This window comes from Vibrio vulnificus CMCP6 (assembly GCF_000039765.1).
GTDB lineage: Bacteria > Pseudomonadota > Gammaproteobacteria > Enterobacterales > Vibrionaceae > Vibrio > Vibrio vulnificus_B.
The window spans coordinates 1,249,904-1,276,883 of the sequence record NC_004459.3; the positions used below are offsets into that span (position 1 = coordinate 1,249,904).

Below are 26,980 nucleotides of genomic sequence, written 5' to 3' on the forward strand. Positions count from 1 at the left end.
TTTTGCGTTTTGTTCAAAACAATAACTCCGTCCAATATTCGGAAAAAGTTAATTATTTTGGTGAATCTTTCGACTATTCCTTCCTGTCTTAAATTGTTACATTTGTACCTGTTGTTGATGAGGTAGATAACACCTTGGTTTATTTAGTTTTATCTCATAAACAACCATGCAAAGGAGAATAATAATGAACAACTCAAACCTAGGACAAAGTTTGAAAGTGGAAGAAAGACGTCAGTTGCTTCGTCGTGGCATCAAAACGGCGATTATTGGTGTGCCGTTGTTGGCGCTAGGGCTTACCATCAATAGCTCGGTGTTAATGACCGATGCGGGCTATAGCTACGTGCACCAGAACAATATTACTGGTGAGTTGGATGTGTTTACCGAGCCCGGTATTCATTTTCGCATGCCATTTTTATCGAAAATCACGCAGTATGATCAGGTGATCACGGTGTCGTTTGGCAACAACGCAGGTGAGGATTTCTATCAGCGTTTGGACCCGGTGCAAGTGCGATTTGCCGATACGTATATAGGGCAAATTCCAGTGACGTTCCGCTTTAAGTTGAGCACCGATCCGGATGCGTTAATCAAAATGCACCGCGAGTTTCGCAACAATAGCAACCTGATTGATGCACTGTTGGTGAAAAACGCGCGTAACGTCACTGTGATAACCGCTACCCAGTACACGGGTGAAGAGTTTTTCCAAGGTGGCTTAAACCAGTTCAAGTCGAAACTGGGTGATCAATTACGTGAAGGGATTTATCTGACCGAGCGTCGCCAAGTAGAAGTGGAAGAGTTGGATTTGGCTCCGGTTGGCGTTGATCAATCAAATGCGAATCAGCTACAGCGTACTAATCAGCTAGTATGGAAAACCGTACCAGTGTTGGATGGGACTGGTCAGCCGATTCGCCAAGATAATCCACTGCAGCAATATGGTATTCAGGTGACTCAGGTCACCATTGGTGATCCCCAGCCTGAAAAACAGTTGGATCAATTACTGGCGGATAAGAAGCGCTTAGTGGCTGATCGTATTCGAGCCATTCAAGAGCAAGAAACATCGAAAGCACAGGCGGAAACAGAACAACTTCGTAAAGAAATTCAGCGTACTCGTGAAGTACAAGACGCTCAGCGTCAAAAAGAGTTGGCGATCATTTCTCAGCAGAAAGAGGTGGAAGTTGCGCGCCAAATCGCTGAACGAGAGATCGTCGAAGTGGAGAAGACCAAGCGTCTTGCGGAAGTGGAAAAAGAGAAAGAGCTGGCGATAGCGGAAGCTAACCTTGCGATTCAAAAAGCCAACTCACTTTCTGCTGAGTTTGAAGCGAAAGCGATTTTAGAAAAAGGTCGTGCTGAAGCGGAAGTGCTTAAAGCGAAATACGCGGCATTAGGGGCCAACCGAGAAGTGTATTTGGCTGAGCTAAATCGAGATGTGGCCAATTCGCTGTACAATAATCTGCAAAACTTCCAAGTGCAGATGCCACAGAACTACATTGGTGGTAGCGATGAAACGGGTTTGAAAACAAACTTAGACGTCATTACAGGGTTCGGCGCACTTGGTTTGATGGACCAAACCAAGAAAGTGGTCAATAAATAAACCACTTGAAGCAGTGACAATAAAAAAGCTGGCGACAAGCCAGCTTTTTCTTTTTCAGTGCGCCATGCTTACAGCATGAAAATGAACACCACCGCCAATGCTGAAATCAATCCAGCAACCGCGTAACAGGCAATTTTGCCGACCACGCCAGTGTGGAATTTGAGATCATGCATGCCGTGGTGAACACGGTGCATCGCATGCCACATTGGTAAGGCCAGTGTCGCGATGATAAACAATGCGCCGATGATGCTGGTGGCAAAGCTCACCACTCGGTCGTAACTCAGTGCTTCTGCATTGATCACGCCCATTGGCACGAGAATACCCAGCACCAAAACAGTAACTGGTGTGATCATGGCAAACCAAGTACCACCTGCACCAAACAAGCTCCACCAAACTGGCTCATCAGAACGTTTTGGCGCTCTATCTACGTTGTAATTCGGTTTCATCGTTAAAGCTCCTTACACCACGATAAGTACGATCAGTGAGATAAATGCCACCGCCGCCCACTGAGCGAGCACGATGATTTTCTTATCAACAGGTTTGCCCTTCAAACGAATTGGCATGACCTGAGGCATCATACTGAAGAAGGTATGAGCATGCAGTAGGCTGCCGAGTAAGGCGACGATGTTAATCGCGATCACCACTGGGTTCGCCATAAAGTTCAACCACGTTTGCCAAGCTTCTGGCCCTTTCACCAGAGAACCCAAACCGACAGTCAGGAACAAGGTGAAGAGAATCAATGGCAGCACAGTGGCTTCACGTAGCATGTAGAAGCGGTAGAATGGGTGATCTTTCCACCAAGTGCGTTTTACTTCACGAACGTAAGGTTTACGATTGCTCATTCTTATGCCTCCACTTTCTTTGGTGAACCATCAGGTTTCAGCATTGCAATGACGAAGTCCATTGATGACTCGACTTTGCCTTGGTTAACCGCGGCAGCAGGATCAACATTCTTCGGACAAACTTCAGAACAATAGCCAACAAACGTACAGCCCCACGCACCGTTTTCGCCATTGATTAGCTTCATACGCTCTGCTTTACCATTGTCACGGCTATCTAGGTTGTAGCGGTGTGCCAAAGTCAGTGCTGCTGGACCAATGAACTCTGGGTTCAAACCGAACTGCGGACACGCTGCGTAGCAAAGACCACAGTTAATACAACCCGCGAACTGCTTGTATTTTGCCAGCTGTTCAGGGGTTTGTAGGTTAGTACCATCTTCTGGCTTGCGGTCGTTGCCAATGATGTAAGGTTTGATCGCTTCTAGGCGCTCGATGAACGGCGTCATATCGACAATCAAATCTTTCTCGATTGGGAAGTTTGCTAATGGCTCGATTTTCACGCCGTCTGGGTAGTCGCGCAGGAAGCTCTTACACGCCAGTTTTGGCACGCCGTTGACCATGATGCCGCACGAGCCACAAATCGCCATACGACAAGACCAACGGTAAGAGAGGTTTTTGTCGAGATGATCTTTGACGTAGCCCAGAGCATCAAGTACCGACATGGTTTCATCAAACGGGACTTCGAAAGCCTGAAAACGAGGTTCTGCGTCTGTTGCTGGGTCGTAACGCAGAATGTCTACTTTTTGAATGCGGTTTGCCGACATTATGCTTGCTCCTCTGCGTTTTTCTCTGCGGCCTTAGCGGCTTCTTCAGCGGCAGCTTTCTCTGCTGCTTCACCATACAAACGTGCTTTAGGCTGAGACTTAGTGATGGTCACGTCGCTGTAGCTGATGTTTGGTGCTTGATCTTCTTGGAAGAAAGCCAAAGAGTGCTTGAGGAAGTTCACGTCATCACGATCGGTACAGCCGTCGTCAAGACGTTGGTGAGCACCACGAGATTCTTTACGTAGAATCGCGGAGTGAACCATTGCTTCCGCCACTTCTAGGCCGTAACCCACTTCGATTGCGTAGAGAAGGTCAGTATTGAATACCTTGCCTTTGTCTTTGATGCTGATTTTCTTGTAACGCTCTTTCAGTTCAGTGATTTTCTCGATCGTTGCTTGCATCAGATCTTCTTGGCGGTAGATACCACAGCCCGCTTCCATGGTGTGACCCATTTCCGTGCGGATATCTGCCCAGTTTTCATCGCCTTCTTGGTTCATTAGCGCTGCGATACGCTCTTCAACCGCTTTCACTTGTGCAGCGATAGACGCTTCGTTCCAGCCCTTGAATTCCGCTGCGCGTTTCACCGCTTGCTCACCCGCAACGCGGCCAAACACTACAAATTCTGCTAGTGAGTTCGAACCAAGGCGGTTTGCACCGTGCAGACCAACAGAAGCACATTCTCCCACCGCGAACAGGCCTTTAATGCGTGTTTCACACTGTTTGTCGGTTTCAATACCACCCATGGTGTAGTGAACCGTTGGACGAATTGGAATCGGCTCTTTTGCTGGGTCAACGTTGACATACGCTTTGGCGAGTTCACAAATGAACGGTAGACGCTCTTGCAGATACTCTTCACCTAGGTGGCGCAAGTCTAGGTGTACCACGTCACCGAGTGGGTGCTTGATGGTGTTGCCTTTCTGCTGCTCGTGCCAGAATGCTTGAGAAACTTTGTCACGTGGACCAAGTTCCATGTATTTGTTCTTCGGCTGACCAACCGGTGTTTCTGGGCCCATGCCGTAGTCTTGCAAGTAACGATAGCCGTTTTTGTTGACAATGATACCGCCTTCACCACGACAACCTTCGGTCATCAGGATACCAGTGCCTGGTAGGCCCGTTGGGTGGTATTGCACGAATTCCATATCACGTAGAGGAACGCCGTGACGGTAAGCCATAGCCATACCATCGCCCGTTACGATACCGCCGTTGGTATTGCAGTGGTAAACACGACCAGCACCACCTGTGGCAAGTACCACTGATTTTGCTTTGATGGTGACCAACTCCCCTTCTGCCATATGGATGGCGATCAGGCCTTGAACTTCACCTTCATCAACAAGCAGATCCACCACAAAGTACTCATCAAAGCGTTTGATGTTTGAGTACTTCATCGAAGTTTGGAATAGGGTGTGTAGCATGTGGAAGCCAGTTTTGTCTGCCGCAAACCACGTACGCTCAACTTTCATACCGCCAAAGCGACGAACGTTGACTTCGCCATTCTCCTTACGGCTCCATGGGCACCCCCATTGCTCCATTTGGATCATTTCGCGCGTCGCGTTTTCAACAAAGTATTCAACAACATCCTGTTCACAAAGCCAGTCACCACCACCAACGGTATCGTTGAAGTGATTGTCTAGGCTATCCTCATCCTTGATAACTGCTGCTGAGCCACCCTCTGCTGCGACCGTATGGGAACGCATTGGGTAAACCTTAGAAATTAAGGCTACTTCCAGATCCGGGTTTGCTTCAGCCGCTGCAATAGCAGTACGAAGACCAGCGCCGCCTGCGCCGATGACTGCGATATCTGTGATGATAGTTTGCACAGTTATCCTCCAGTGTGTGAGTGCGGAAATCCGCTTGTTATTGTGAGATAGGGGCGTAGGCAAACGCATACTCCCCAAAAGTAGTAGTGACAGTGTAGAAGAGCTTTGTGATAGAAAAATTGATGTATTTAGGTTTTTGCTTCGGAAATGCAAATATGAGCATAGAATTTATAGGTTATGTGATAACTGTCACGGCAGCTTGTCTTGAGGATTCAACTGCTTGAGCGGCAAGGTGTTAATTGGATGTTGCCGATGATTTTTATCATCAATAATCGCAACCAATTTGTTGCTGTTTTTAGCTTGTACAACGTTGTTTTTGTGCTCAATGGCGCTTGAGAAGTTGCTTGCAAAGGCTGAAGAAGGTGGTAAGTTCCACCGCAGAGTTATTGAGTTGAGAGTCAAAAATGCAAGCCGATTGGAAACCGACCGCATCAATCGAACAACTGCGTCAACGCGCCGTTTTGATTGCCAATATCCGTCAATTTTTTGCCCAGAGAGGGGTGTTGGAAGTGGATACGCCAGCGATGAGCCACGCCACGGTTACCGATATCCATCTGCATACGTTTCAAACCGAGTTTGTGGGGCCCGGTTATGCTCAAGGTCGCCACCTTCACTTGATGACCAGCCCAGAATTCCATATGAAGCGCTTATTGGCGGCTGGAAGTGGCTGTATCTACCAAATGGCCAAGGCATTTCGTAATGAAGAGAATGGCCGTCACCACAATCCTGAGTTCACCATGCTGGAGTGGTATCGCGTTGGCTTTGATCACCACCAACTGATGGATGAAATGGATGATTTACTGCAACTGATACTCAAGTGTGGCACTGCTGAGCGCATGACGTATCAGCAAGCGTTTCTAACTGTGCTGGGTGTTTGTCCGCTAGAAGGCTCCATGGCGGAGCTGAAAAGCGTTGCGGCAAGGTTGGGTTTGAGTGATATCGCAGAACCAGAAGAGGATCGCGATACCTTGCTACAACTGCTCTTTAGCATCGGTGTGGAAGCAAAGATTGGTCAGCAGGTGCCAGCATTTGTTTATGATTTTCCTGCCTCTCAAGCAGCATTGGCAAAGATTAACCCGAATGATCCTCGTGTTGCAGATCGTTTTGAGGTGTACTTTAAGGGCATTGAGCTAGCCAATGGTTTCCATGAGCTCGACAACCCACAAGAACAGCTGACACGATTTGAGCAAGACAACGCGAAGCGTATTGACATGGGGCTGACTCCACAACCGATAGATTACCATCTGATTGCGGCATTGGAGTCGGGCTTACCGGCTTGCGCGGGAGTGGCATTGGGCGTTGATCGCTTGATTATGTTGTCGCTTGGTTGTACTCACATTGATGAGATCACCGCTTTTCCTTTTCCTATTGCGTGAGAATCGCTATGAAAAAACGGTATTTGTTGCTTATTTATGCGTCCTTAATCGCATTTTTATCATTACGTTCTTCGAGCGGATTACAAGATTGGGGCGACATTCCGAACCTAGATAAGCTGCAGCATTTCATGGCGTATAGCTGTTTCTCGCTGCTCGCAGCAGTCAGTGTAAGGCATTGGTGGCAACGTGGTGTGGCTGCTTTAGCCATTTTTCTCTTTAGCGGAGGGATCGAACTGGCACAAGCTTACGTCGGTAGGGAAAGCTCGTGGTTTGATCTGTTGGCGAACTTATCTGGGATTATACTAGGCTTACTAACGTATAAGCTCTATTGCGTTTATCGATCTCGAAATGTGAAATCGATATACTCCAATGACTAGGTCGTTTTTCTCTTTTTCCTAATATACGATTTTATTCACGGAATAGGATCGGTTAGCAGGGGAAGATAGGCGAGCCCAGTGAGCAAGTTTTATCTTTCTAAGAAAGGGATTACACCACAATAATGAAAACACGTGAGAAGATCGTGCATGCTGCCCTTGAGCTGTTTAATCAGCACGGTGAGCGCAGCATCACCACTAACCATATTGCTGATCATATTGATATTAGCCCAGGTAACCTTTACTACCACTTTCGCAATAAACAAGAGATTGTGCGCGAAATTTTTGCTTTGTATGCGCAAGAACTGATTGAGCGCTTTACTCCAGTTCAAGAAAACCAAGAAAGTTTGGTGTTGTTGAAGCGCTATCTTGATTCGATCTTCACCTTGATGTGGAAGTACCGTTTTTTCTACGCCAATTTGCCTGAAATCCTCTCTCGCGATGAAGAGTTGCATCAACAATACATTGAAGTTCAAGATAAGCTACAAGCCAACCTAGTGGCGATTATGCGCGAGTTTGTTTCCCTTCAACTACTTGAATTAAATGAAGATGAACTCAAGTCCTTAGTGCGAACTTTGCACCTGATTGCGTGCAGTTGGTTAGCGTATCAGTCCGCTATGTCGCCCAAAGTTGCGATCACCGAGCAAATGGTACAGCAAGGCATGTTGCAAATGATTGCCGTGGTGAAGCCGATTGCGACGGAGCAAGGTATGGAGCAGTTACTGCTGCTCGAAGATGGCGTGCGCGCCCTGCACGGCTAAACATCTCACATTCAAGACATCCCTCTTATATATGACCATAAAGCATCATTCATGACTTTATGGTCGTTGACTTCTCTCCCTCACATCGGAAAATATCCAATAAATAATCAAACAGATATGGATATCTTCTCCGATGAATTACGACATCTTTAATGGCGATGCTGATGGCATTATTGCCTTGTTGCAACTGAGACTTGCCGAGCCGAGATCCGCGACGTTGGTCACTGGTGTAAAACGCGATATCAAGCTGGTGGAGAAAGTGGCAGCACAAGCGGGCGATCATTTGACGATCCTCGATATTTCGATGGAGAAAAACATCGCTGGAGTGCAAGCCGCCTTAGCGGCCGGGGCGCAACTGTTTTATGCCGATCACCACAAAGCGGGAGAGATTCCGGCTCACCCCCATCTCGATGCTCATATCGATTTAGATGCCAACATTTGTACAGCATTGATAGTGGATAAGCTGTTAGACGGACGTTTTCATCACTGGGCCATTACCGCCGCGTATGGCGACAACTTGATCGCGCGCGCTGATGAGCTCGCCATCAAGGCGGGTTTGAATGAACAACAGAGAGCGCAGTTGTGCGAGTTGGGCACGTTAATCAATTACAACGGTTATGGTGAGAAGTTGGCTGATTTGCATTTTGACCCCGCTGAGCTGTTCTTGAGTTTGCTCGCCTACTCATCTCCTTTCGATGTGATTGCCGATGCCAGCTCGCCTTACCATCGATTAAAACAAGCCTATGAGCACGATTTATATGTAGCGCAAGCTGTGTTACCAAAGCATCAAAGTGACAAGTTGGCTTTGATAGAGCTGCCAGATACGCCAGCGTCGCGCCGAATCAGTGGGGTGTTTGGTAATTTATTGGCAAATCAGACACCAGAGCGAGCTCATGCGGTTCTGACGCGCAATCAAGATGACACTTACACTGTTTCTCTACGTGCTCCGTTAACCAATAAACAAGGGGCGGGTGATATTTGCAGCTCGTTTGCCACGGGTGGGGGGCGAGCAGCAGCAGCAGGCATTAATGCCTTAACCGCAGAAGAGTTGCCCCGTTTTATTGAGGTGGTGGAAGCCTACTACTAGGTGGCAACGCGAACGAAAAATGGGAGCCTTGGCTTAATGCCGATCAGTTAAGAGATAAATGATCGGTTGAACGATCCTGCAGATGGCTTATAAAGGCTCTAAGTTTCTAAAACTTTGAGCCTTTTATTTTGCAATTAACTACAGCCCTAACACTCGCCAATCGTTATGCCCCCAATACTGAACAACTTGGAAAACTCAGTGACATTCTTTGCCCTGATTTCATCAACCAATGCTTAGAAGCTTCTGGTGTGGCCACTATTCGTAAACGTCGTATCCCTCTCGACATGGCCGTTTGGGCGGTCGTTGCTATGTCGCTTTACCGACAAGAGCCTTTGTGGTCAATTGTCTCCAAAGCGCAATTAATGTTGCCCGGGAAGCGAAGTCTGGTTGCCCCTAGTGCTATCGTTCAAGCGAGACAACGGCTCGGGGCTGATGCAATGAAAGAAGTATTTCATCAAAGCCAGAGCTTATGGAATGAAACAGCTGACCATCCGACTTGGTGTGGATTAAAACTCCTCGCTGTCGATGGCGTGGTATGGCGAACGCCAGACACTAAGGAAAACCGTGATGCGTTTCAATCTGCGTCAAATCAGAATGGTGAAGGTAGCTTTCCTCAGGTGCGTATGGTTTGCCAGATGGAGTTGACCAGTCACATGCTGGTCGCCAGTGCTTTCGCGAGTTACAAAACCAATGAGATGATATTGGCGGAACAGTTGATTGAAACAACACCAGACTACAGCCTCACAATGTTTGACAGAGGTTTTTACTCTCTTAGCCTTCTTCATCGTTGGGCAAATACAGGTAATGAAAGGCATTGGCTAATGCCAATGCGCAAGAATACTCAATTTACTGAAGTTAGAAAGCTGGGTCGCAATGATCGGATTGTCGAACTCAAGACAACGCCTCAAGCGAGAAAGAAGTCCCTGTCACTACCTGAAACCATCGAAGTTCGCCTGATAAAGAAAACTATCAAAGGGAAAGAAGTGAGTATCTTGACCTCGATGACTGATCATCGTCGTTATCCGCCAGCGGAAATAGCAGAGCTTTACAGTCATAGATGGGAAATCGAAGTGGGATATCGTGAAATGAAGTCTTCACTTCTGAACAACGAGTTCACACTGAGAAGTAAGAAGCCAGAGATGGTAAAACAAGAACTATGGGGCTTATTGCTTAGCTATAACATTATTAGATATCAGATGGTTAACATGGCTAAAGCTGTGCCTGGCATCTACCCCAACCAACTGAGCTTCACAACGTGTGCTCACTCTATCATTCACGTAATTTTGGGGTTCTGGTTGGAGTCAGCGGGAACAATCCCTAAGCGCATTACTCACTTGCAAGAAGAGGCGATACACCATGTTTTGTCCATTAAACGAGAAGAGCGGATATATCCGAGAGCAATAAAACCAAAGGCAAAGAAATACCCCAATAAAAAAGCCAGTCAGCTTAACTGACTGGCATTAAGCCTTGGCTCCCATTTTTGTTGGCAAGGATTGAGGTTCACACCTCAACGGACCAGCCAGTTACGCGGGTTTTGCGCTTCACTATTGCGGCGAATTTCGAAGTAAAGTGAAGCTCGATCTTGCCCGCCCGTGTCGCCAGCAAGGGCGATCACTTCGCCAGCGGTGACTTTGTCGCCTTCTTTTTTCAACAAAGCCTGGTTGTAGCCATACAAGGTCATGTCGCCTTTGCCGTGGTCTATCAACACCACGAGGCCATAGCCTCTTAAATACTCAGCAAATACCACCGTACCAGGGTAAACCGACTTGACTTGTTCACCATAGCGAGCTGCGATAACAATGCCTTTCCAGTTGATTTGTCCCGTCTGTTTGGTTCCGAATTGGTGCAGTATTGAGCCTTTTAATGGCCAAGGGAGCTTCCCGGCTTGTTTGGCCAAACCGTCCATAGGAATGGCATTGCGTTTAGCCGCTTTAGCAATTTCTGCTTTCAGACGAGTTTCATTACGCTGCAGCTCTGCGAGGTAGTTTTTGTCGCTGGAAATACTTTGTTTGATGTTACCGAGTGTCTTTTTACGCTGGCCTTGAGTTTTCGCCAGTTGTTCGTGTTTCGTCGATTGTTGCTTGAGTAAAGATTCGATCTGACTTTGCTCATTCAGCAACTGCTGCTGACTTTGTTCAAGTTGTTTCTTGGTGGATTCTAACTCGTTGATGGTTTCCGCTCTCGCTTTGGCGAGATGCTGGAAATATTGGCTAATGCGATCTTCTTCGACGCCCTGTTGCAGTAATGAGGCAGAGGCATTGGCTCTTTGGGTGACATAGTAGGTCTGGATGAGGGTTTCTAAGCGTTCAGTTTGCGCTTTCTTTTGGCCTTCAAGTTCATCCATTTTGCGTTGCAACTGCCCCACATTCGCTTTTGCCGTGGCCAACGCTTGCTTAGTTTGCTTAATCTCTTTCTCTAATTGCGCGATGCTTGTCTCTTGGCTGCGCAGCGATTTTTGCAACTCGTCGAGCTGCTTCTCTTGATTCGATAAGGCTTTTTGCTGGCGAGAAATTTCATTTTTGACCCCTTGTAGCTCACTTGGACTCGCCCCATTGGTCGGGAAGCTCAGAACAGTAAGAAGAACGCAGGTGGAAAGGAAAAAAAAGCCTGATTTGTTGGTTTTCTGTTTTGCCACGTACGTTCTTTCCTGAGCTATCAATGAAATAAGCATTGCGCTTGTTAGGCGCGCTGTTAGATGCCGTCACCGTCAATGAAGTTAGGGTATTTCCCGTTAAAGCCTTGATCCATATCGAGAGAAGGCTTGTCGGATTGCGGTCTCCCTACAATTCGTGCGGGTACACCAGCGACGGTAGTATGCGGTGGAACGGGTTGAAGTACAACGGAGCAGGAGCCAATTTTTGCACCTTCTCCAACTTCGATATTGCCAAGGATTTTTGCCCCAGCTCCGATCATCACCCCTTCGCGGATCTTAGGATGTCGGTCGCCGCACTCTTTACCAGTACCACCTAACGTCACGTCTTGCAGGATGGATACATCATTTTCGACGACAGCGGTTTCCCCGATCACGATACCTGTTGCGTGATCCAGCATGATGCCTTTGCCGATACGAGCCGCAGGGTGAATATCCACTTGGCATGCCACCGAGATTTGATTTTGCAGATAGGTCGCCAGCGCGTAGCGGCCTTGTTTCCACAACCAATTTGCCACGCGATAGCCTTGCAAGGCATGGTAACCCTTTAGGTAAAGCAGTGGGATAGAATACATAGAAACAGCCGGGTCACGATTCACCGTCGCACAGATATCGCAGGCGGCAGAATCGGTGATGTTAGGGTCAGCCGCAAAGGCTTCTTCAACCACTTCACGCACTGCCATCGCCGGCATGGAGGCTGTGTTCAGCTTATTGGCTAAAATGTAGCTCAACGCAGCACACAAGCTTTCATGCTTGATGATGGTGGCGTGATAAAAACTGGCAAGCATCGGCTCTTGCTCCGATAGCTCACGGGCTTCTTTGACAATGCTCTGCCAGACTTTTTGTTTTTCACAGTGTTTCATGGCGTATTCTCACTACTTTGGAATGGGGCCAAAGTGTCCTTATTTTCCTTCGGATTTCTTATCGCGAGCCAGCAGATCTTGCGCTGCCAGGCGCGCATCCTTTCCTTGATATAATACTTGATAGATTTGGTCAACAATAGGCATCTCAACGCCCATACGTTGTGCCAGCATCCACACCTCTTTGGTGTTGCGGTAGCCTTCGACCACTTGGCCAATATCCGCTTGCGCCGTATCGACGTCTTTTCCTTGCCCAAGTGCAAGACCAAAGCGGCGGTTACGTGATTGGTTGTCGGTACACGTCAGCACCAGATCGCCCAAACCTGCCATGCCCATAAAGGTTTCTGGTTGTGCTCCAAGCGCAGCCCCCAAACGACACATTTCCGCCAAACCACGAGTGATTAATGCGGTACGAGCATTGGCACCGAAGCCAATTCCGTCAGACATCCCTGCACCAATGGCGATGACGTTTTTCACCGCGCCACCGAGTTGCATGCCAGTGAAATCACTGTTGGCATAAACACGGAAGGTTTTGCTGCAGTGGATTTTTTCCTGTAGGTCTGCGACAAACTGCGCATCTGGTGAGGCGACTGAAATCGCAGTTGGCATGCCTGCAGCCAGCTCTTTGGCAAAGGTTGGGCCTGACAACACGGCCAACGAGTAGTGTTCACCCAGTACATCAAACGCGACGTCTTTTAGAAGGCGACCGGTTTCAGGTTCAAGACCTTTGGTGGCCCAGCAGATACGAGAATCATCACGCAGATAGGGTTTTAAGCTATTGAGCACAATACCAAACACATGGCTTGGTACGACAACCAACAGATCTCGGCTCGCTTGCACGGCTTTTGCTAAATCGGATTCCACAATCAGGCTCGGTGGGAACTCAATACCGGGCAGGAATTCGTGGTTTGCGCGATCCGCCTCGAGCTTAGCCATATGCTCTGGTTCATGTCCCCAAAGGACAACGTTGGCACCGTTACGTGAAAGTGAGATTGCTAATGATGTGCCGTACGAACCTGCGCCGATCACAGTCATTGAAATCTCTTTGCCGTAGGCGTTATTAACCAGTGTTTGAGTCATGCGTTTACCTGATGGTTGGTTTCATGATGATTGGCAGAGTATACCCTCATTAAAGCGAGCTTGGGTATCGCTTACCTAAGTTAGATCCAATAAAAAATGCACATAACATCGTGTTTTAGGATGCATGTGCATTTCTTTTAATGCCTTTCACTGTGGCCAGTGAGAGGGGAATTCCATACGGAATTAAGCTTGTTCTGCACCTTGTTGTGCAGCTTGCTGTTGTAGGTAGTTCATGAACAGCGCATCAAAGTTTACTGGCGCTAGGTTCAGTTGAGGGAACGTACCTTTCACCACTAGGCTTGAAATGGTTTCACGCGCATATGGGAATAGGATGTTTGGACAGAATGCACCTAGGCAGTGAGCCAATTGACCTGCTTCCATCTTCTCTGCTGTGAAGATACCGCCTTGTTGCACTTCACATAGGAATGCCGTTTCTTCTGCGTTTTTCACGGTGACCGTCAAACGTAGAATGACTTCGTAAACGCCTTCACCTAGCTCACGGCTTTGCGTATCTAGATCCAGTTTCACATCTGGGTTCCACTCTTTTTGGAACATGACTGGTGAGTTTGGCGCTTCGAAAGAAACATCTTTTAGGAAGATACGTTGGATAGCAAAGTGTTGTTGGGTATCTTGTGGTGCTGCTTCAGCCATTTTTAAATCCTTCAATATTCGTTAAATCAGACTTGTCGCTTCAAGCCTTGAATGTGTCTGCCCTGAGACTAACCGAGCCATTCATCAATGACCAGATCAACCCGTCATTACGTGCCAAGTATCACAACTTAGATGATTAACTGCTTTGATAATAACCAGTTATCTGACGGGTTTTAGTGGGGATTAACGTTTGCTACGTACCAAAGGTAAGTTTGCTTCGCTCCACGAAATCAGACCGTTTTTCAATACGCTGACGTTTTCAAAACCCGCTTTAGCCAACAGGTTAGCGCTTTCTTGCGCGGTTTGGCCTGTTTTGCATACTACGATGATTGGGTCAGATTTACGGTTTTCAAGGCTACCGAAGTTACCGTTCTTGATGTCTGATGGCAAAATGTGAACTGCGTCGGTGATGTGACCTTTTCTGAACTCGTCTTTCGCACGAATATCGATCACTTGGCCGTTTTCACGGTTTACCAATGCGGTAAGTTCGTTGACAGTAATGATCTTGTACGCGGCGGTAGCCGATTTCACGAAGCTCATTATCACGGCGATCACTAGGCCAACCCATGCCAAAAACATGATCATATTTTGCTGAATAAAGTCGATGTACTCTTGCATCTTGTTTGCTCTCGAACCATAAGCGGAAAAATAAAGTGGCAAGGAGTATAACGAGGTTAGTCGCGAGTGGCGAGTGAGTTAAAACTTTCTAACCAATAAATGGGATCTTATCTCGCCTCATGTCGGTTTGGGCTATCGAAGTGATTGGCGATATCGACTTTAGAAAAGAGTCGAAGTGGTGGATTATAATGGCAATGAAATCTTTCTGCCCAAGCGAAACTATAATTGGTGGTTGGTTAAGCGCCTTTTTCTTTATGGCCTGTAAGAATACAACGGGGGTTCGCCAACATAATTTGATCTTATCCTACAGTTTTGCTTAAAAAGTGTAGTAAAATTACGCTAGTTTTGTTTCAAGGCAAACAGGGAATGAGCCCTAAGTGCCGAAAGTTACTGAAATTTGACGAGGTCATCACTATGTCTGCTAAGAAGCCTTTGGCTCTAGTTATCCTTGACGGTTACGGTTACCGTGAAGACACAGCAAGCAACGCTATCGCAAACGCAAAAACCCCAGTTATGGACGCGCTGATTGCGAATCAACCAAACACGCTTATCTCTGCTTCTGGCATGGATGTCGGTCTGCCTGACGGCCAAATGGGTAACTCTGAAGTGGGTCACACCAACATTGGCGCAGGTCGCGTGGTTTACCAAGATCTCACTCGTATCACGAAATCAATCCTAGATGGTGAATTCCAGCAAACGGCAGCGCTTGTTGAAGCGATTGACACTGCAGTGAAAGCGGAAAAAGCGGTTCACATCATGGGTCTGATGTCTCCTGGTGGTGTTCACTCACACGAAGACCACATTCTTGCTGCGGTAGAAATGGCAGCAGAGCGTGGCGCTGAGAAGATTTACCTACACTGCTTCCTTGATGGTCGTGATACACCACCACGTAGTGCAGAAGGTTCTCTACAACGCTTCCAAGATCTATTCGCTAAGCTAGGTAAAGGCCGCGTGGCATCTTTGGTGGGTCGTTACTACGCCATGGACCGTGATAACAACTGGGATCGCGTTCAAGTGGCTTACGATCTTCTTACTCAAGCGAAGGCAGACTTCACTTATGACTCAGCAGTAGCAGGTCTTGCTGCCGCGTATGAGCGTGGTGAAAACGATGAGTTCGTTAAAGCGACAGAAATCAAAGCGGAAGGCCAAGAAAGTGCCGCAATGCAAGATGGCGATGCGGTGATCTTCATGAACTACCGTGCAGACCGTGCACGTCAAATCACCCGTACCTTCGTCGCTGATTTCGCTGGCTTTGAACGCGCAGTATTCCCTGCAGTGAACTTTGTGATGCTGACTCAATACGCAGCAGACATTCCTCTTGCTATCGCATTCCCACCTGCATCGCTAGAAAACACCTACGGTGAGTGGTTGTCTAAGCAGGGTCAAACGCAGCTACGTATTTCTGAAACTGAGAAATACGCACACGTGACTTTCTTCTTCAACGGTGGTGTGGAAACGGAATTTGCAGGTGAAGAGCGTCAGCTTGTCGCTTCTCCTAAAGTGGCGACTTACGACCTTCAACCAGAAATGAGCTCAACTGAGCTGACTGAGAAAATGGTTGCGGCGATTAAGTCTGGTAAGTACGACACCATTATCTGTAACTACCCGAATGCGGACATGGTTGGTCACACTGGTGTTTATGAAGCTGCAGAAAAAGCGATTGAAGCGCTGGATGCAAGCGTTGGCCAAGTGGTTGAAGCGATCAAAGAAGTGGGTGGTCAGCTATTGATCACAGCAGACCACGGTAACGCAGAAATGATGGTTGACCCAGAAACCGGCGGTATCCACACAGCTCACACTAGCCTACCAGTACCACTTATCTATGTCGGTGACAAAGCTGTTGAGTTCAAGGAAGGCGGTAAACTGTCTGACCTAGCACCAACTATGCTGTCTCTAGCGGGTCTAGAGATTCCAGCAGAGATGACTGGCCAAGTATTGGTTAAGTAAGCTTGCTAAACAGCTAAATGGAAGCCCGAGCATGACTCGGGCTTTTTTGTCTCTGTGCGTCACTGAACTAAGATGGCTGTCCCCGCCACTGCGACGAAGGCACCAAGCCACGCGTAACGATTGGGGCGTTGTTTGGTGTAGATCCACAGTATTGGCAATAACATGATTGGGGTTGTCGAGGAGAGCAAGGCGACCATTCCGACATTCCCATCGCGCAAAGCGTACAGGATCAACGTCATGCCCACCGCCATGGCGAGAAAGCCGTTAATGGCGGTAATGGTAAAGATACGCCCATTCATTTTTTGTGTTGCCCGAGAAATTTTTGCGCCAGTGGCTCGTAGGAGGCAATGTGCCACAAAAGCGCTGATCATACGAATCGCTGATGCTGCGACAGGATCGATGTCAGTCTGCATCACTGGCTTGGCAATAATGCCCCCTAGTGCTTGGCATAGAGCCGCCAGTAACCCCAAGGCGATGCCGATCCAAGCTGCACCTTTGACGGTTTCCAGTGCATTCTGACTTTGTCCACGTCGGCCAAAAAAGATCGCCAGAACAACGCCGGAAAACACCAGCAGCGATCCGAGTAGCTCCATTGACGTCATACTTTCGCTAAATAGAAAGTAACCGAGAATGGCGGAAAAGACGGCATGGCAAGAGAAGAGCAAGCCCGCTTGGCGAGGTCCCATACGATTTAAGCAAGCAAATAGCGCGGTATCGCCAATAAAGATGCCAATTAAGCCTGAAAACATCATGGGCGTGATGTGCTCTGCCATGACACTCGACCAGCCTCCGGTAAACAGAGCCATACTGGAGAGCATGACCGCCGTGCATCCCATTCGCCAACGACTGTAAGCAAACGACCCCAAATGCTGAGCCGGCGTGACCGAAAGTAAACTGGCGATCGCCCACAGTAGTGCTGCGGCCAGTGCAAGCCATTCAAATCCCATTGATTGTGTGATCCCTAATTGAAGAGATCGACAATATGCCTCAAGTTATCATCTTGGCAAAGCACAGACGTGACTTTCTCCGCCTTGTGGTCGTGCTTTCTCATTATCCTCTCTCATTAAGCGAGAATCAAAACGGCCCCATAGACGATGGCTAAGCCAATCACACCGATCAGCAAGCCGACTTTGGCCATGTCTTTGCTCTCGATTAGGCCGGTAGAGTAGGCGAGCGAGTTGGGAGGCGTTGATACAGGAAGAATCATCCCGAGCGAGGCTGAGAATGCCACCACCACCAGCAAGCCTTGTAAGCCTCCGACGGCTTCTAAACTGCTCATTGAGGTACCGATGGCGGCCGCGATTGGCATCAACAAGTTGGCGGTCGCGGTATTGGACATAAAGTTCGCCATAAGCCAGCAGACTAAGGAGAGCGATACGATGATGGCAAAAGGCGACAAAGCTTCATAATTGATGGCATGCGCTAAGGCTTTCGCCAGCCCGGTTTTTTCCAAGCCGATACCAATGGCAATCCCCCCCGCGACCAGCCAAAGTACGTCCCAGTTGATCAGCTTGAGTTCTTCTTTGCCCATAATGCCCGTCAATGTAAACACTGCCAGCGGAATGATGGCCACTACATAGGTATTCATGCCGTGCAATTGCGTGGTCATCCATAGCAAAATCGTGGCGGCAAAGGTGATATACACCACCACGGCACGCCAGCTTTTCTTGAACTTGCCGTCTAATTTCAGCGTCATTTTCGCTTCGCTAGAAGGAAAGAGTTTCTGCAATAAAAGCCAAGCAATGGTCAACTGAACAAGAACAAAGGGTAAACCCATTGCCATCCAGCTGAGAAAGTCGATGCTGTTTTCTCCAGTTAAATATTGCAACGCAATGGCGTTGGGCGGGGTACCAATCGGGGTCGCAATACCACCCGTGTTCGCCGCAATTGGGATGCACAATACTAGCGCTTTAATGCCCAAATCGCCTTTCGGTGCCGAGGCAACGATGGGCCCCAATAACGCCAGCATCATGACCGTAGTCGCGGTATTGGACATAAACATCGAAAACACGGCGGTAATCAGCATCAATCCCAACATAATAAATTTGGGTTGCTGGCCAAAAGGCTTGAGCAGTACCCGAGCGAGGTTGTTATCTAACTCGTATTTTGATGCGGCAATGGCGAGTGCAAATCCGCCCATGAAAAGGATGATGATTGGCGAGGAAAACGCAGAAAAAATGTCGGTATAACCAATCAACTCACCGAGATCGTGTCCGGCGGGCGGGGTACGGAACAGGTGTAATCCTTTATCGGAAATCATGATCAGCTCGAGAGCGATGATCAGAATTGAAGTGGCAAAAACGGGCACGGGCTCTAAAACCCAAAGTAAGGCTGCAAGTAGAAAGATGGCCAGTAGTCGATGTTGAATGAGCGTCAAATCATCGATAGGAATCGCATCGATGGGCATTAACAAAATGCCGATAGGGAGCGCAAAACAAACCAGCAGCTTCCATACCACAGTCATGTTCAATTTCTGCATTCATCACACCTCAAGATTTCACGTGAAAACTTAGGTTAATTCATTGTGCAAAGAACATCTTAGAGGCGGGTTGAAGTTTCTGAATTCCGTTGATTTTTTATGAAGAGTTTTGTTTTTCGTCAAGAAAAAGCCCCAACGGTTGTTGGGGCTAAAAATAAACTTATTGCTGGTGGGCGTATGGGGTGCCCATTACCGTTGGTTGGCCATTGGCCATCGACTCATCAAAGCGAATCGCGTCTTTGGCAAAAAGGTTAATGACGGTTGATCCGAGTTTGAAGCGACCCATTTCTTCGCCCTTCTTCAAGATAACCGCATGGTTACCAGAAGCAGGATAATCCCATTTGTATACCGTATTGCCACGAGGTGGGGTAATGGTACCCGCCCATACTTGTTCAATACTGCCAACAATGGTCGCACCAACAAGCACTTGAGCCATAGGACCAAACTCAGTATCAAAGATACACACCACGCGCTCATTGCGAGCAAATAGGTTGGGTACATTCTCTGCTGTCAGAGGATTCACCGAGAAAAGATCACCAGGAACGTAAATCATTTGGCGCAGAGTACCATCGCATGGCATGTGTACACGGTGGTAATCACGAGGTGACAGATACAACGTCGCGAAGCTACCGTCTTTAAATTCTTCAGCAAGAGCAGCATCACCGCCTAACAGCTCTTGAGCGGAGAAGTCATGCCCTTTCGCTTGAATCAATTGGCCGTTGGTAATAGGGCCAAACTGGCTGACACAAGCATCCGCTGGGTGGGTAATGATCGCATCACCTTCAGCAATTGGACGTGCGCCTTCTTTTAGCTCACGCACAAAGAACTCATTGAACGTCTTGTAGTGTTTAGGATCGGCGTGTTTCGCTTCATCCATATTGACGTTGTACTGCTTGATAAACCAGCGAATGATCGCTGTGGTCAGGCTGCCTGCTTTGGCGGAAGCCAATTTACCCACTAGGCGAGTCAGGCCATGTTGTGGGATCCAGTACTGCAGTCCAACTTTAATCTTATCCATTATAAATACCGATGATGTCTGTTTGATTCTTGTTTCGGGCGCGTGATGTTACTGAAAATTATTCCACTTGTCAGTAATCGGTGACGAAAACTTACACAACAATACGCGTTATAAGTCCGCTTTCTTATTGCGCGAATATTGGCGATTGGCTTTGTTCTCCGCCATGCTTTCAATAATGCGATGGTAATTATCGTAGCGTACTTCGCTGATCTCACCATTTTCTACAGCCTCACGAATGATACAGCCTGGATCATCCGCGTGCTTGCAATCTCGGAACTTGCAGCCACCCAAGTAAGGACGAAACTCAAGATAGGCTTTGGTGATTTCTTCTGGCTCCAAGTGCCAGAGCCCAAACTCACGAACCCCTGGAGAGTCGATCAAGTTACCACCTGACGGAATGTGATAGAGGCGTGCTGCTGTTGTCGTATGTTGGCCCAAACCGGATAGCTCGGAGATTTCCCCTTCTTCGATATCCAGCTCAGGAATGAGCGCATTCACCAAGCTCGACTTACCCACGCCTGATTGTCCGACGAAGATATTGATGCGATCTTGCAATTGCGCTTCGAGCTCTGCAATGCCAGCGCCAGAGCGTTTGCTCACATAAAGGATCTTGTAGCCAATTTTCTCATAGTCAGCCAACCACTCACGATACGTAGCGAGCTCGGCTTCTTGCAACAAATCGATTTTGTTTAACACCAACAGCGGCTCGATACCAAGGGTCTCTGCCGCAATCAAGTAGCGATCAATGATATTGAGTGACAACTCTGGCAGCACCGATGAGACAATGACCATTTGATCAATATTGGCCGCAACGGGTTTTAAACCATCGTAATAGTCAGGTCGAGTTAACACTGAAGTACGCGGCTCTACAGCTTCAACCACGCCTGAAATTCCGGCCATTGACTCTAAGCCTTTGCGCCAAATGACCTTGTCACCGGAAACCAGTGATTCAATACCTCGACGCAAATTACAGCGCTCAATCAGCCCGGTTTCGGCATCTTCAATATCTGCGTGTTGACCGAAACGTGTGATCACTAGCCCTCTACGGCTATCACCCAACATTGCTTCATCCCATTGAATGGTGTCGGCTTGTTTCTTCAGTCTTTTTTGTTGGTTGTCGCGTACACGACGTACTTGACCCTGAGTTAACTTCTTCTTTTTTGCCACGATATCTACTTTATTTGTTCGCTGATAACGAGCTAAGTATGACGACTTTCGCTACATTATCGAAGTATCTTGTTATTACTATTTTGAGGTATAGTACCTCTTTTAGCAGCAAACAAATAGGCAACTCATCTATGTCCTTTAGCGATCAGAACTTAATTTGGATCGATCTTGAGATGACAGGCTTGGATCCTGACGTTCATAAAATTATTGAAATAGCGTCTATCGTCACCGATAGCGAGCTAAACATTTTAGCCGAAGGACCGGTACTTGCGATTCATCAGTCAGAAGAGGAACTCGCAAAAATGGATGAGTGGTGTACCAATACACACACGGGTAGTGGTCTCGTAGAGCGAGTGCGTGGTAGTCAAATTACTGAGCAGGAGGCGGTTGAACAAACCATCGCTTTCTTAGAAAAGTGGGTACCTAAAGGAGTATCGCCAATCTGCGGTAACAGCATTGGGCAAGATCGTCGTTTTTTGTACCGCCATATGCCTGAGCTTGAAGGCTATTTTCACTACCGTTATATCGACGTCAGTACTTTGAAAGAATTGACTAGAAGATGGAATCCGGAAGTATTGAAAGGTTTTTCTAAGCAGGGAACTCACCTAGCACTCGACGATATTCGGGAATCTATTGCAGAACTTAAGTTCTATCGCCAAACCATTTTTAAGATTTAGTATTGATTTCACGCGCTAGGGCGATGAATTTTTAGCTGCTTTGTGCGCTTTTTCATCGAACGGAAAAAATTTAAGGATTTTTTCTACGAAGGACTTGCATCACAAAAAAATGCTCTTATAATTCGCAGCCCTGAACGACGTAAAACGTTGTTGATTGCGACACTAGCTCAGTTGGTAGAGCGCAACCTTGCCAAGGTTGAGGTCACGAGTTCGAACCTCGTGTGTCGCTCCAAATTACAGTTCTCATCGTACTTAACGATGACATGCGACACTAGCTCAGTTGGTAGAGCGCAACCTTGCCAAGGTTGAGGTCACGAGTTCGAACCTCGTGTGTCGCTCCAAATTACAGTTCTCATCGTACTTAACGATGACATGCGACACTAGCTCAGTTGGTAGAGCGCAACCTTGCCAAGGTTGAGGTCACGAGTTCGAACCTCGTGTGTCGCTCCAAATTACAGTTCTCATCGTACTTAACGATGACATGCGACACTAGCTCAGTTGGTAGAGCGCAACCTTGCCAAGGTTGAGGTCACGAGTTCGAACCTCGTGTGTCGCTCCAGTTTACAGCCCTTATCGTGCTTAACGATGACATTGCGACACTAGCTCAGTTGGTAGAGCGCAACCTTGCCAAGGTTGAGGTCACGAGTTCGAACCTCGTGTGTCGCTCCACTTTCTTTCAAGTGGATGAAATAGCCTTTATCGTGCTTAACGATAACAATACGGACGCGGGGTGGAGCAGCTTGGTAGCTCGTCGGGCTCATAACCCGAAGGTCGTTGGTTCAAATCCAGCTCCCGCAACCAATTTCAAAGCTCTCACTGTGCTTAACAGTGACACAATACGGACGCGGGGTGGAGCAGCTTGGTAGCTCGTCGGGCTCATAACCCGAAGGTCGTCGGTTCAAATCCGGCCCCCGCAACCAATTTCAAAGCTTTCATTGTGCTTAACGATGACATACATGGACGCGGGATGGAGCAGCTTGGTAGCTCGTCGGGCTCATAACCCGAAGGTCGTTGGTTCAAATCCAGCTCCCGCAACCAATTTCAAAGCTCTCACTGTGCTTAACGGTGACACAATACGGACGCGGGGTGGAGCAGCTTGGTAGCTCGTCGGGCTCATAACCCGAAGGTCGTCGGTTCAAATCCGGCCCCCGCAACCAATTTTCGGACGATGACAATTCCTTGTTTTGTGCGAAAGATGCTATCCCGTCATGCAATGAGGCGGTGATCATCACCTTCTGTACTGCTCTTTCAATAATGCTGCGAAGCATGAATCCCTAAAATGAAACCCATGTCCGATACAGATGTTCGGATGTTTTTGTCGTTTCACTTTTCTACCTTAAAAACCACTGTCTCTCTTAGCATAGAAAGATAGGGTGTTTCCCTTGTTCATTAACAGACTTATCCACAGAAAATGAAATGTGGATAACTTGGTTGATAACAATGAGTAGACAACATATTCCTCTTGTCAAGAAAGGATCTTTTTTCGTTTTTACAATTAATGTTTAAATGCGTAAATTTGTATTTATTTGTTTTTAAAGGGTTTTTGCGTTTTTTCTTGATTTTAATGACGTTGCTTTTTGATCATTAAGCTCTGCTTTATTGATCCTAGTCATTGATTGGATATGTGTTTAACTTTTTTTGTCTTCGAGTTTGTAAGTAACTTTGCTAATTTTTTCCACATTTTGAAATTTGAGATGGGAATCAAATATTGCAACGCAAAAATGTGTGGTTGTTATCTTGCATCTCTTGGTAGCCCTTTATCGACGATGCGTATCAGTCTTTGCTTTTTTACATCAAGGGAGAAGTGGCCAGCTTGGGCTGCTTGTTCTTCCAATGCCCAGTTGATGTGTTCATCCAGTAATTCACTCATTCCCTTGCGAGACTCAAGAGCCGTGACGATTTGTGGAGAGAAAGGTGCGTTGCCCATCGCGACGGCAATATTTCTGAGCCATTGCAGATGGCCAATGCGGCGAATCGCGGAGCCTTCCATGTTTTTTAGGAAAGTCGGTTCGTCCCACTGAAACAATGCAATGAGCGAGGCGTTGTTCAAGGGCGATCTCCGGTGGAAGTCACCTTGTTGCGTCAAGTCTGCGTAACGGTTCCAAGGACACACTAATTGGCAGTCATCACAGCCATAAATTCGATTGCCAATTGCTTTACGAAACTCTGGCGCGATGATTCCGTCGTGTTCGATGGTGAGATAAGAAATGCAGCGACGAGCGTCGACAACTTTGTTATCGACAATAGCTTGGGTGGGGCAAGAGGTGATACAGGCTTGGCATTTTCCGCACGCCTCTTCACTGGCTTGGTCTACTGGTAATGGTAAATCAATCAGCAGCTCGCCTAGGAAGAACCATGAACCTGCGTCTTTATCGAGAATGAGCGAATGTTTTCCTGTCCAGCCAAGCCCAGCTTTTTGAGCTAAGGGGCGCTCTAGGATCGGTGCTGAATCAACGAAAGGGCGATAGCCAAATTGACCCACTTCGGCTTCAATTTTTTTTGCGAGGGCAGAAAGCTGCTTGCGCACTAATTTATGATAGTCACGGCCGAGAGCGTAGCGGCTAATATAACCTTGTGTCGGATCCGCGAGATCGGCTGCGAATTGCGCTTGAGGAGGCAGGTAGTTCATACGAACACTGATCACTCTTACGGTTCCTGGTAAGAGTTCGGCTGGACGTGCGCGCATCATGCCATGTCTTGCCATCCAATCCATGCTGCCGTGATAACCTGCGTCGAGCCATTTTTGCAACTGTGCTTCGTGCTCCGTTAAATCAATGTCGCAGATCCCGACTTTTTCAAAGCCGAGTTCTTTTCCCCATTGTTTTATTTGCTGTGCAAGTTGCTGGTAATCCATGGTGACTGCCTGTTCAAAACGGACGCGGATCTTACTGGATCTTCACGTTAGGTTCTAGCACAACCCTCAATCGAGAGCGATTTTTCGTTGAAATGACAATTGGGTGCTTGTCTCTCAAAATGGACACGGTTTACTATTCGTGTTCTTTTGATTTTTATATAGTCAACTTCGATATTCAGAGATACATGATCATGAACGCAAAACAGTTCGAACTGAAAGATGAGCAGGCGACCATACTGCTTGGAACACAACTCGCCCATCTTTGTTCTCAACAGACCACGATTTACTTACACGGTGATCTTGGGGCTGGAAAAACCACTTTTAGCCGTGGTTTTGTAAGAGCGCTTGGTCATGCTGGTAACGTAAAAAGCCCAACCTATACCTTAGTCGAGCCTTATCAGTTAGCCGATTGGCAAGTGTATCATTTTGATCTTTACCGTTTGGCCGATCCTGAAGAGCTCGAATTCATGGGCATTCGCGACTATTTTACCGCGGATGCGATCTGCTTAGTGGAGTGGCCGGAGAAAGGGGAAGGTCTCCTCCCTAAACCGGATCTGGATATTGATATTCGCTATCAAGGTGAACAACGTATTGCTCAGGTAAAAGCAAATAATGACTATGGCCTAAAGCTGCTCAGTAAATTGGAGTTATGTTGAGTTTAAAGCGCATTCAAAAAGCAGCAGTTTGGCTGTCTGCTCTTTACTTTTTGATCCCTTCTTTAGTTTGGGCCAATGTTTTACAAGGCGTGAGGGTATGGCCTTCACCGGATGAAACTCGAGTGGTAGTAGATTTAGCGGACGAAGCAAACTTCAGCTATTTCTCATTGACCAAGCCTGATCGTTTAGTGGTGGATCTGAAAAGTACATCACTCAAAACTAAGCTGCCGATTACCGTCAGTGATAGCCCGGTGCTGTCTCGCATCCGTCAAAGCTCACCGCCAGAGCAAGGCACCTATCGTTTGGTGTTTGAGTTGAAGAAAAGCGCCCCGGCTGAATTGTTCAAGTTGGCGCCAACCCCTGGAGGTGACTACGGGCACCGCTTGGTGATCGACTTACCGCACAAAGCTCGCAGTACAACGACATCGAGCAACAATAATGCGAAACCGCAAACGGTGAATAAGGACATTCAATCTGTTCAACGAGCGGAAGAAATTTTGATCGTGATTGATCCCGGCCATGGGGGTGAAGACCCAGGTTCGATTGGTCCGACGCGTCGCTATGAAAAAAATGCCACATTGAGCATTTCACACAAAATTGCCGCAGAGCTTGACGCGGTTCCTGGTATCAAAACCAAGCTGACGCGTTCTGGGGATTACTTTGTCAACCTCAACCGCCGCGTGGCGATTGCTCGTGAAAACGACGCACACCTGTTGATCTCTGTGCATGCGGATGCTTTTACTTCACCGCAACCACGTGGTGGATCGGTGTTTGTGTTGAATACCCGTCGCGCGAACACGGAAATTGCACGTTGGGTTGAGAATCACGAAAAGCAATCTGAAATCTTGGGTGGTTCAGGCGCGGCGTTTACGAACATCAATGATAAGAACGTCAACCAAACCTTACTGGATTTACAGTTTAGCCACTCGCAGAAAGAGGGCTACAAACTCGCCACAGAGATTTTGTCGGAAATGGGAAAAGTTGCGCAGTTGCATAACAGCCAGCCAATCAACACCAGTTTGGCGGTTTTGCGCTCCCCACAAATCCCTTCAGTACTGGTAGAAACAGGATTTATCTCCAACCCAACCGAGGAAAAACTGCTGTTTCAGCGCGCACACCAAGATAAGCTGGCTAAAGCGATCTCAAAGGCAGTGCTGAAATACCTGAAAGATAATCCACCGGAAGGAACGGTGTTTGCCTCCAGTGCGAAGCCGATTGTTCACACCGTTAAACGGGGTGAGTCGTTAAGTGTGATCGCTGAGCGTTATGGCACTTCAACGCAAACGATCATGAAAGACAATCAGTTAAAATCTTCAACTCTGTCGATTGGTCAAACGTTGAAAATTCACCGTGGTGTGCCCGGACCTAAGGTGATTGCGGCTCAACCGAATACCGTGGAAACCAAGACCATTACCCACAAGGTCAGCAAAGGTGAATTTTTGGGCATGATTGCCGATCGTTATAAAGTGTCGGTCGCTGATATTCGTCGAGAGAATAAGCTCAAGTCTGACACCTTATGGGTAGGGCAGAAATTGAGCATCACCGTGAACTTGAAAGATCAACCGATCCGCAAACACACGGTAGCTCGTGGAGAGTTTCTGAGTAAAATTGCAGCCAAGTATGGTGTGAGTGTTTCGAGCATCCGCCAAGCGAACAACTTGCGTTCCGATGAGCTGGCAATTGGGCAGGTATTGATTATTCCAAATAAATAGGCAGA

At 47.6% G+C, this 26,980-nt stretch carries 24 protein-coding genes and 9 tRNA genes; 19 read left to right on the forward strand and 14 right to left on the reverse strand.

Annotated elements, in window-relative coordinates; genetic code table 11:
* Positions 1–184 precede the first annotated feature (184 nt).
* Positions 185–1,588, forward strand: a complete 1,404-nt coding sequence (locus VV1_RS05985; protein ID WP_011079250.1) for an SPFH domain-containing protein — start codon at positions 185–187, stop codon at positions 1,586–1,588.
* 68 nt (positions 1,589–1,656) lie between these two features.
* Here the strand turns inward: VV1_RS05985 and frdD are convergent, their stop codons facing one another.
* From frdD to frdA, 4 genes are read right to left on the reverse strand one after another with little or no spacing between them, the layout of a single operon-like run.
* Positions 1,657–2,034 carry a fumarate reductase subunit FrdD gene (frdD, locus tag VV1_RS05990; protein WP_011079251.1) on the reverse strand — a complete coding sequence of 126 codons (378 nt, stop codon included), beginning with the start codon at positions 2,032–2,034 and terminating at the stop codon, positions 1,657–1,659.
* 12 nt (positions 2,035–2,046) lie between these two features.
* Complete coding sequence (gene frdC, locus VV1_RS05995; RefSeq protein WP_011079252.1) at positions 2,047–2,430, reverse strand: fumarate reductase subunit FrdC; 384 nt, start codon at positions 2,428–2,430, stop codon at positions 2,047–2,049.
* Between the two features lie 2 nt (positions 2,431–2,432).
* Positions 2,433–3,191 (reverse strand): succinate dehydrogenase/fumarate reductase iron-sulfur subunit, encoded by a 759-nt coding sequence (locus VV1_RS06000; RefSeq protein WP_011079253.1) that lies wholly within the window; start codon positions 3,189–3,191, stop codon positions 2,433–2,435.
* A complete protein-coding gene (gene frdA, locus VV1_RS06005; protein ID WP_011079254.1) occupies positions 3,191–5,008 on the reverse strand; it encodes a fumarate reductase (quinol) flavoprotein subunit in 1,818 nt (605 codons plus the stop codon). The genes VV1_RS06000 and frdA overlap by 1 nt, the downstream gene beginning before the upstream one ends.
* Before the next feature lie 404 nt (positions 5,009–5,412).
* On the opposite strand from frdA, the gene epmA reads away from it, so the two are divergent.
* From epmA to VV1_RS06030, 5 genes are all read left to right on the forward strand, one after another.
* On the forward strand, positions 5,413–6,384 hold the full coding sequence (gene epmA / locus VV1_RS06010; protein WP_011079255.1) for an elongation factor P--(R)-beta-lysine ligase: 972 nt from the start codon (positions 5,413–5,415) through the stop codon (positions 6,382–6,384).
* Positions 6,385–6,392: 8 nt separating this feature from the next.
* Entirely contained in the window at positions 6,393–6,761 is a 369-nt protein-coding gene (locus VV1_RS06015; protein WP_011079256.1) for a VanZ family protein, read from the forward strand.
* Positions 6,762–6,883: 122 nt separating this feature from the next.
* On the forward strand, positions 6,884–7,519 hold the full coding sequence (locus tag VV1_RS06020; RefSeq protein WP_011079257.1) for a TetR/AcrR family transcriptional regulator: 636 nt from the start codon (positions 6,884–6,886) through the stop codon (positions 7,517–7,519).
* A gap of 133 nt (positions 7,520–7,652) precedes the next feature.
* Positions 7,653–8,606: an acetyltransferase gene (locus VV1_RS06025; protein ID WP_011079258.1), complete on the forward strand. Its 954-nt coding sequence runs from the start codon at positions 7,653–7,655 to the stop codon at positions 8,604–8,606.
* Between the two features lie 128 nt (positions 8,607–8,734).
* Positions 8,735–10,060: an IS4-like element ISVvu2 family transposase gene (locus VV1_RS06030; RefSeq protein WP_017790637.1), complete on the forward strand. Its 1,326-nt coding sequence runs from the start codon at positions 8,735–8,737 to the stop codon at positions 10,058–10,060.
* Between the two features lie 53 nt (positions 10,061–10,113).
* Here VV1_RS06030 and VV1_RS06035 read toward each other — a convergent pair whose 3' ends face one another.
* The 5 genes from VV1_RS06035 to VV1_RS06055 all read right to left on the reverse strand — a co-directional run bounded on the left by VV1_RS06035 (position 10,114) and on the right by VV1_RS06055 (position 14,465).
* The gene (locus tag VV1_RS06035) at positions 10,114–11,277 is read right to left on the reverse strand and encodes a murein hydrolase activator EnvC family protein (protein WP_011079260.1); all 1,164 of its coding nucleotides are present in this window, start codon (positions 11,275–11,277) and stop codon (positions 10,114–10,116) included.
* A 20-nt stretch (positions 11,278–11,297) separates the two neighbouring features.
* The gene (cysE, locus tag VV1_RS06040; protein ID WP_011079261.1) at positions 11,298–12,119 is read right to left on the reverse strand and encodes a serine O-acetyltransferase; all 822 of its coding nucleotides are present in this window, start codon (positions 12,117–12,119) and stop codon (positions 11,298–11,300) included.
* Positions 12,120–12,158: 39 nt separating this feature from the next.
* A complete protein-coding gene (gene gpsA / locus VV1_RS06045) occupies positions 12,159–13,196 on the reverse strand; it encodes an NAD(P)H-dependent glycerol-3-phosphate dehydrogenase (protein ID WP_011079262.1) in 1,038 nt (345 codons plus the stop codon).
* Positions 13,197–13,379: 183 nt separating this feature from the next.
* A complete protein-coding gene (gene secB / locus VV1_RS06050; protein WP_011079263.1) occupies positions 13,380–13,847 on the reverse strand; it encodes a protein-export chaperone SecB in 468 nt (155 codons plus the stop codon).
* Positions 13,848–14,030: 183 nt separating this feature from the next.
* Positions 14,031–14,465 carry a rhodanese-like domain-containing protein gene (locus tag VV1_RS06055; RefSeq protein WP_011079264.1) on the reverse strand — a complete coding sequence of 145 codons (435 nt, stop codon included), beginning with the start codon at positions 14,463–14,465 and terminating at the stop codon, positions 14,031–14,033.
* Positions 14,466–14,879: 414 nt separating this feature from the next.
* On the opposite strand from VV1_RS06055, the gene gpmM reads away from it, so the two are divergent.
* Entirely contained in the window at positions 14,880–16,412 is a 1,533-nt protein-coding gene (gene gpmM / locus VV1_RS06060; RefSeq protein ID WP_011079265.1) for a 2,3-bisphosphoglycerate-independent phosphoglycerate mutase, read from the forward strand.
* A 59-nt stretch (positions 16,413–16,471) separates the two neighbouring features.
* Here the strand turns inward: gpmM and VV1_RS06065 are convergent, their stop codons facing one another.
* The 4 genes from VV1_RS06065 to rsgA all read right to left on the reverse strand — a co-directional run bounded on the left by VV1_RS06065 (position 16,472) and on the right by rsgA (position 21,076).
* A complete protein-coding gene (locus tag VV1_RS06065) occupies positions 16,472–17,359 on the reverse strand; it encodes a DMT family transporter (protein WP_011079266.1) in 888 nt (295 codons plus the stop codon).
* A gap of 116 nt (positions 17,360–17,475) precedes the next feature.
* Positions 17,476–18,891 carry an SLC13 family permease gene (locus VV1_RS06070; RefSeq protein ID WP_011079267.1) on the reverse strand — a complete coding sequence of 472 codons (1,416 nt, stop codon included), beginning with the start codon at positions 18,889–18,891 and terminating at the stop codon, positions 17,476–17,478.
* A gap of 160 nt (positions 18,892–19,051) precedes the next feature.
* Positions 19,052–19,909, reverse strand: coding sequence for an archaetidylserine decarboxylase (asd, locus tag VV1_RS06075; RefSeq protein WP_011079268.1), 858 nt, complete (start codon positions 19,907–19,909; stop codon positions 19,052–19,054).
* A 108-nt stretch (positions 19,910–20,017) separates the two neighbouring features.
* On the reverse strand, positions 20,018–21,076 hold the full coding sequence (gene rsgA, locus VV1_RS06080) for a small ribosomal subunit biogenesis GTPase RsgA (RefSeq protein WP_011079269.1): 1,059 nt from the start codon (positions 21,074–21,076) through the stop codon (positions 20,018–20,020).
* 131 nt (positions 21,077–21,207) lie between these two features.
* Here rsgA and orn point away from each other — a divergent pair, with 131 nt between their 5' ends.
* The 10 genes from orn (at position 21,208) to VV1_RS06130 (ending at position 22,910) form a co-directional block, all read left to right on the forward strand.
* Positions 21,208–21,753, forward strand: a complete 546-nt coding sequence (orn, locus tag VV1_RS06085; RefSeq protein ID WP_011079270.1) for an oligoribonuclease — start codon at positions 21,208–21,210, stop codon at positions 21,751–21,753.
* Between the two features lie 156 nt (positions 21,754–21,909).
* Positions 21,910–21,985, forward strand: a tRNA-Gly gene (locus tag VV1_RS06090).
* Between the two features lie 33 nt (positions 21,986–22,018).
* A tRNA-Gly gene (locus tag VV1_RS06095) sits at positions 22,019–22,094 on the forward strand.
* 33 nt (positions 22,095–22,127) lie between these two features.
* A tRNA-Gly gene (locus VV1_RS06100) sits at positions 22,128–22,203 on the forward strand.
* 33 nt (positions 22,204–22,236) lie between these two features.
* A tRNA-Gly gene (locus VV1_RS06105) sits at positions 22,237–22,312 on the forward strand.
* A gap of 34 nt (positions 22,313–22,346) precedes the next feature.
* Positions 22,347–22,422, forward strand: a tRNA-Gly gene (locus VV1_RS06110).
* A gap of 55 nt (positions 22,423–22,477) precedes the next feature.
* Positions 22,478–22,554 (forward strand) — tRNA-Met (locus tag VV1_RS06115).
* Between the two features lie 42 nt (positions 22,555–22,596).
* A tRNA-Met gene (locus VV1_RS06120) sits at positions 22,597–22,673 on the forward strand.
* A 41-nt stretch (positions 22,674–22,714) separates the two neighbouring features.
* Positions 22,715–22,791: transfer RNA gene (locus VV1_RS06125), tRNA-Met, on the forward strand.
* Positions 22,792–22,833: 42 nt separating this feature from the next.
* Positions 22,834–22,910: transfer RNA gene (locus VV1_RS06130), tRNA-Met, on the forward strand.
* 575 nt (positions 22,911–23,485) lie between these two features.
* On the opposite strand, the gene queG is transcribed toward VV1_RS06130, so the two are convergent.
* The gene (gene queG, locus VV1_RS06135) at positions 23,486–24,607 is read right to left on the reverse strand and encodes a tRNA epoxyqueuosine(34) reductase QueG (RefSeq protein WP_011079271.1); all 1,122 of its coding nucleotides are present in this window, start codon (positions 24,605–24,607) and stop codon (positions 23,486–23,488) included.
* A gap of 191 nt (positions 24,608–24,798) precedes the next feature.
* Between queG and tsaE the strand changes: the two genes are divergently transcribed.
* Positions 24,799–25,263 (forward strand): tRNA (adenosine(37)-N6)-threonylcarbamoyltransferase complex ATPase subunit type 1 TsaE, encoded by a 465-nt coding sequence (tsaE, locus tag VV1_RS06140; protein ID WP_026130582.1) that lies wholly within the window; start codon positions 24,799–24,801, stop codon positions 25,261–25,263.
* Positions 25,257–26,975, forward strand: a complete 1,719-nt coding sequence (locus tag VV1_RS06145; RefSeq protein WP_011079273.1) for an N-acetylmuramoyl-L-alanine amidase — start codon at positions 25,257–25,259, stop codon at positions 26,973–26,975. The genes tsaE and VV1_RS06145 overlap by 7 nt, the downstream gene beginning before the upstream one ends.
* The last annotated feature ends 5 nt before the right edge of the window (positions 26,976–26,980 follow it).

Bases quoted from the DNA above. Each gene is read 5' to 3' on its own strand.
- VV1_RS06070 (WP_011079267.1), bottom strand. From the start codon at position 18,891: ATGCAGAAATTGAACATGACTGTGGTATGGAAGCTGCTGGTTTGTTTT.
- frdC (WP_011079252.1), bottom strand. From the start codon at position 2,430: ATGAGCAATCGTAAACCTTACGTTCGTGAAGTAAAACGCACTTGGTGG.
- VV1_RS06000 (WP_011079253.1), bottom strand. From the start codon at position 3,191: ATGTCGGCAAACCGCATTCAAAAAGTAGACATTCTGCGTTACGACCCA.
- secB (WP_011079263.1), bottom strand. From the start codon at position 13,847: ATGGCTGAAGCAGCACCACAAGATACCCAACAACACTTTGCTATCCAA.
- queG (WP_011079271.1), bottom strand. From the start codon at position 24,607: ATGGATTACCAGCAACTTGCACAGCAAATAAAACAATGGGGAAAAGAA.
- frdD (WP_011079251.1), bottom strand. From the start codon at position 2,034: ATGAAACCGAATTACAACGTAGATAGAGCGCCAAAACGTTCTGATGAG.
- VV1_RS06145 (WP_011079273.1), top strand. From the start codon at position 25,257: ATGTTGAGTTTAAAGCGCATTCAAAAAGCAGCAGTTTGGCTGTCTGCT.
- VV1_RS06015 (WP_011079256.1), top strand. From the start codon at position 6,393: ATGAAAAAACGGTATTTGTTGCTTATTTATGCGTCCTTAATCGCATTT.
- VV1_RS06025 (WP_011079258.1), top strand. From the start codon at position 7,653: ATGAATTACGACATCTTTAATGGCGATGCTGATGGCATTATTGCCTTG.
- tsaE (WP_026130582.1), top strand. From the start codon at position 24,799: ATGAACGCAAAACAGTTCGAACTGAAAGATGAGCAGGCGACCATACTG.
- asd (WP_011079268.1), bottom strand. From the start codon at position 19,909: ATGGATAAGATTAAAGTTGGACTGCAGTACTGGATCCCACAACATGGC.
- cysE (WP_011079261.1), bottom strand. From the start codon at position 12,119: ATGAAACACTGTGAAAAACAAAAAGTCTGGCAGAGCATTGTCAAAGAA.
- gpmM (WP_011079265.1), top strand. From the start codon at position 14,880: ATGTCTGCTAAGAAGCCTTTGGCTCTAGTTATCCTTGACGGTTACGGT.
- epmA (WP_011079255.1), top strand. From the start codon at position 5,413: ATGCAAGCCGATTGGAAACCGACCGCATCAATCGAACAACTGCGTCAA.
- VV1_RS06020 (WP_011079257.1), top strand. From the start codon at position 6,884: ATGAAAACACGTGAGAAGATCGTGCATGCTGCCCTTGAGCTGTTTAAT.
- VV1_RS06035 (WP_011079260.1), bottom strand. From the start codon at position 11,277: ATGCTTATTTCATTGATAGCTCAGGAAAGAACGTACGTGGCAAAACAG.
- VV1_RS06055 (WP_011079264.1), bottom strand. From the start codon at position 14,465: ATGCAAGAGTACATCGACTTTATTCAGCAAAATATGATCATGTTTTTG.
- orn (WP_011079270.1), top strand. From the start codon at position 21,208: ATGTCCTTTAGCGATCAGAACTTAATTTGGATCGATCTTGAGATGACA.
- VV1_RS06065 (WP_011079266.1), bottom strand. From the start codon at position 17,359: ATGGGATTTGAATGGCTTGCACTGGCCGCAGCACTACTGTGGGCGATC.
- VV1_RS05985 (WP_011079250.1), top strand. From the start codon at position 185: ATGAACAACTCAAACCTAGGACAAAGTTTGAAAGTGGAAGAAAGACGT.
- gpsA (WP_011079262.1), bottom strand. From the start codon at position 13,196: ATGACTCAAACACTGGTTAATAACGCCTACGGCAAAGAGATTTCAATG.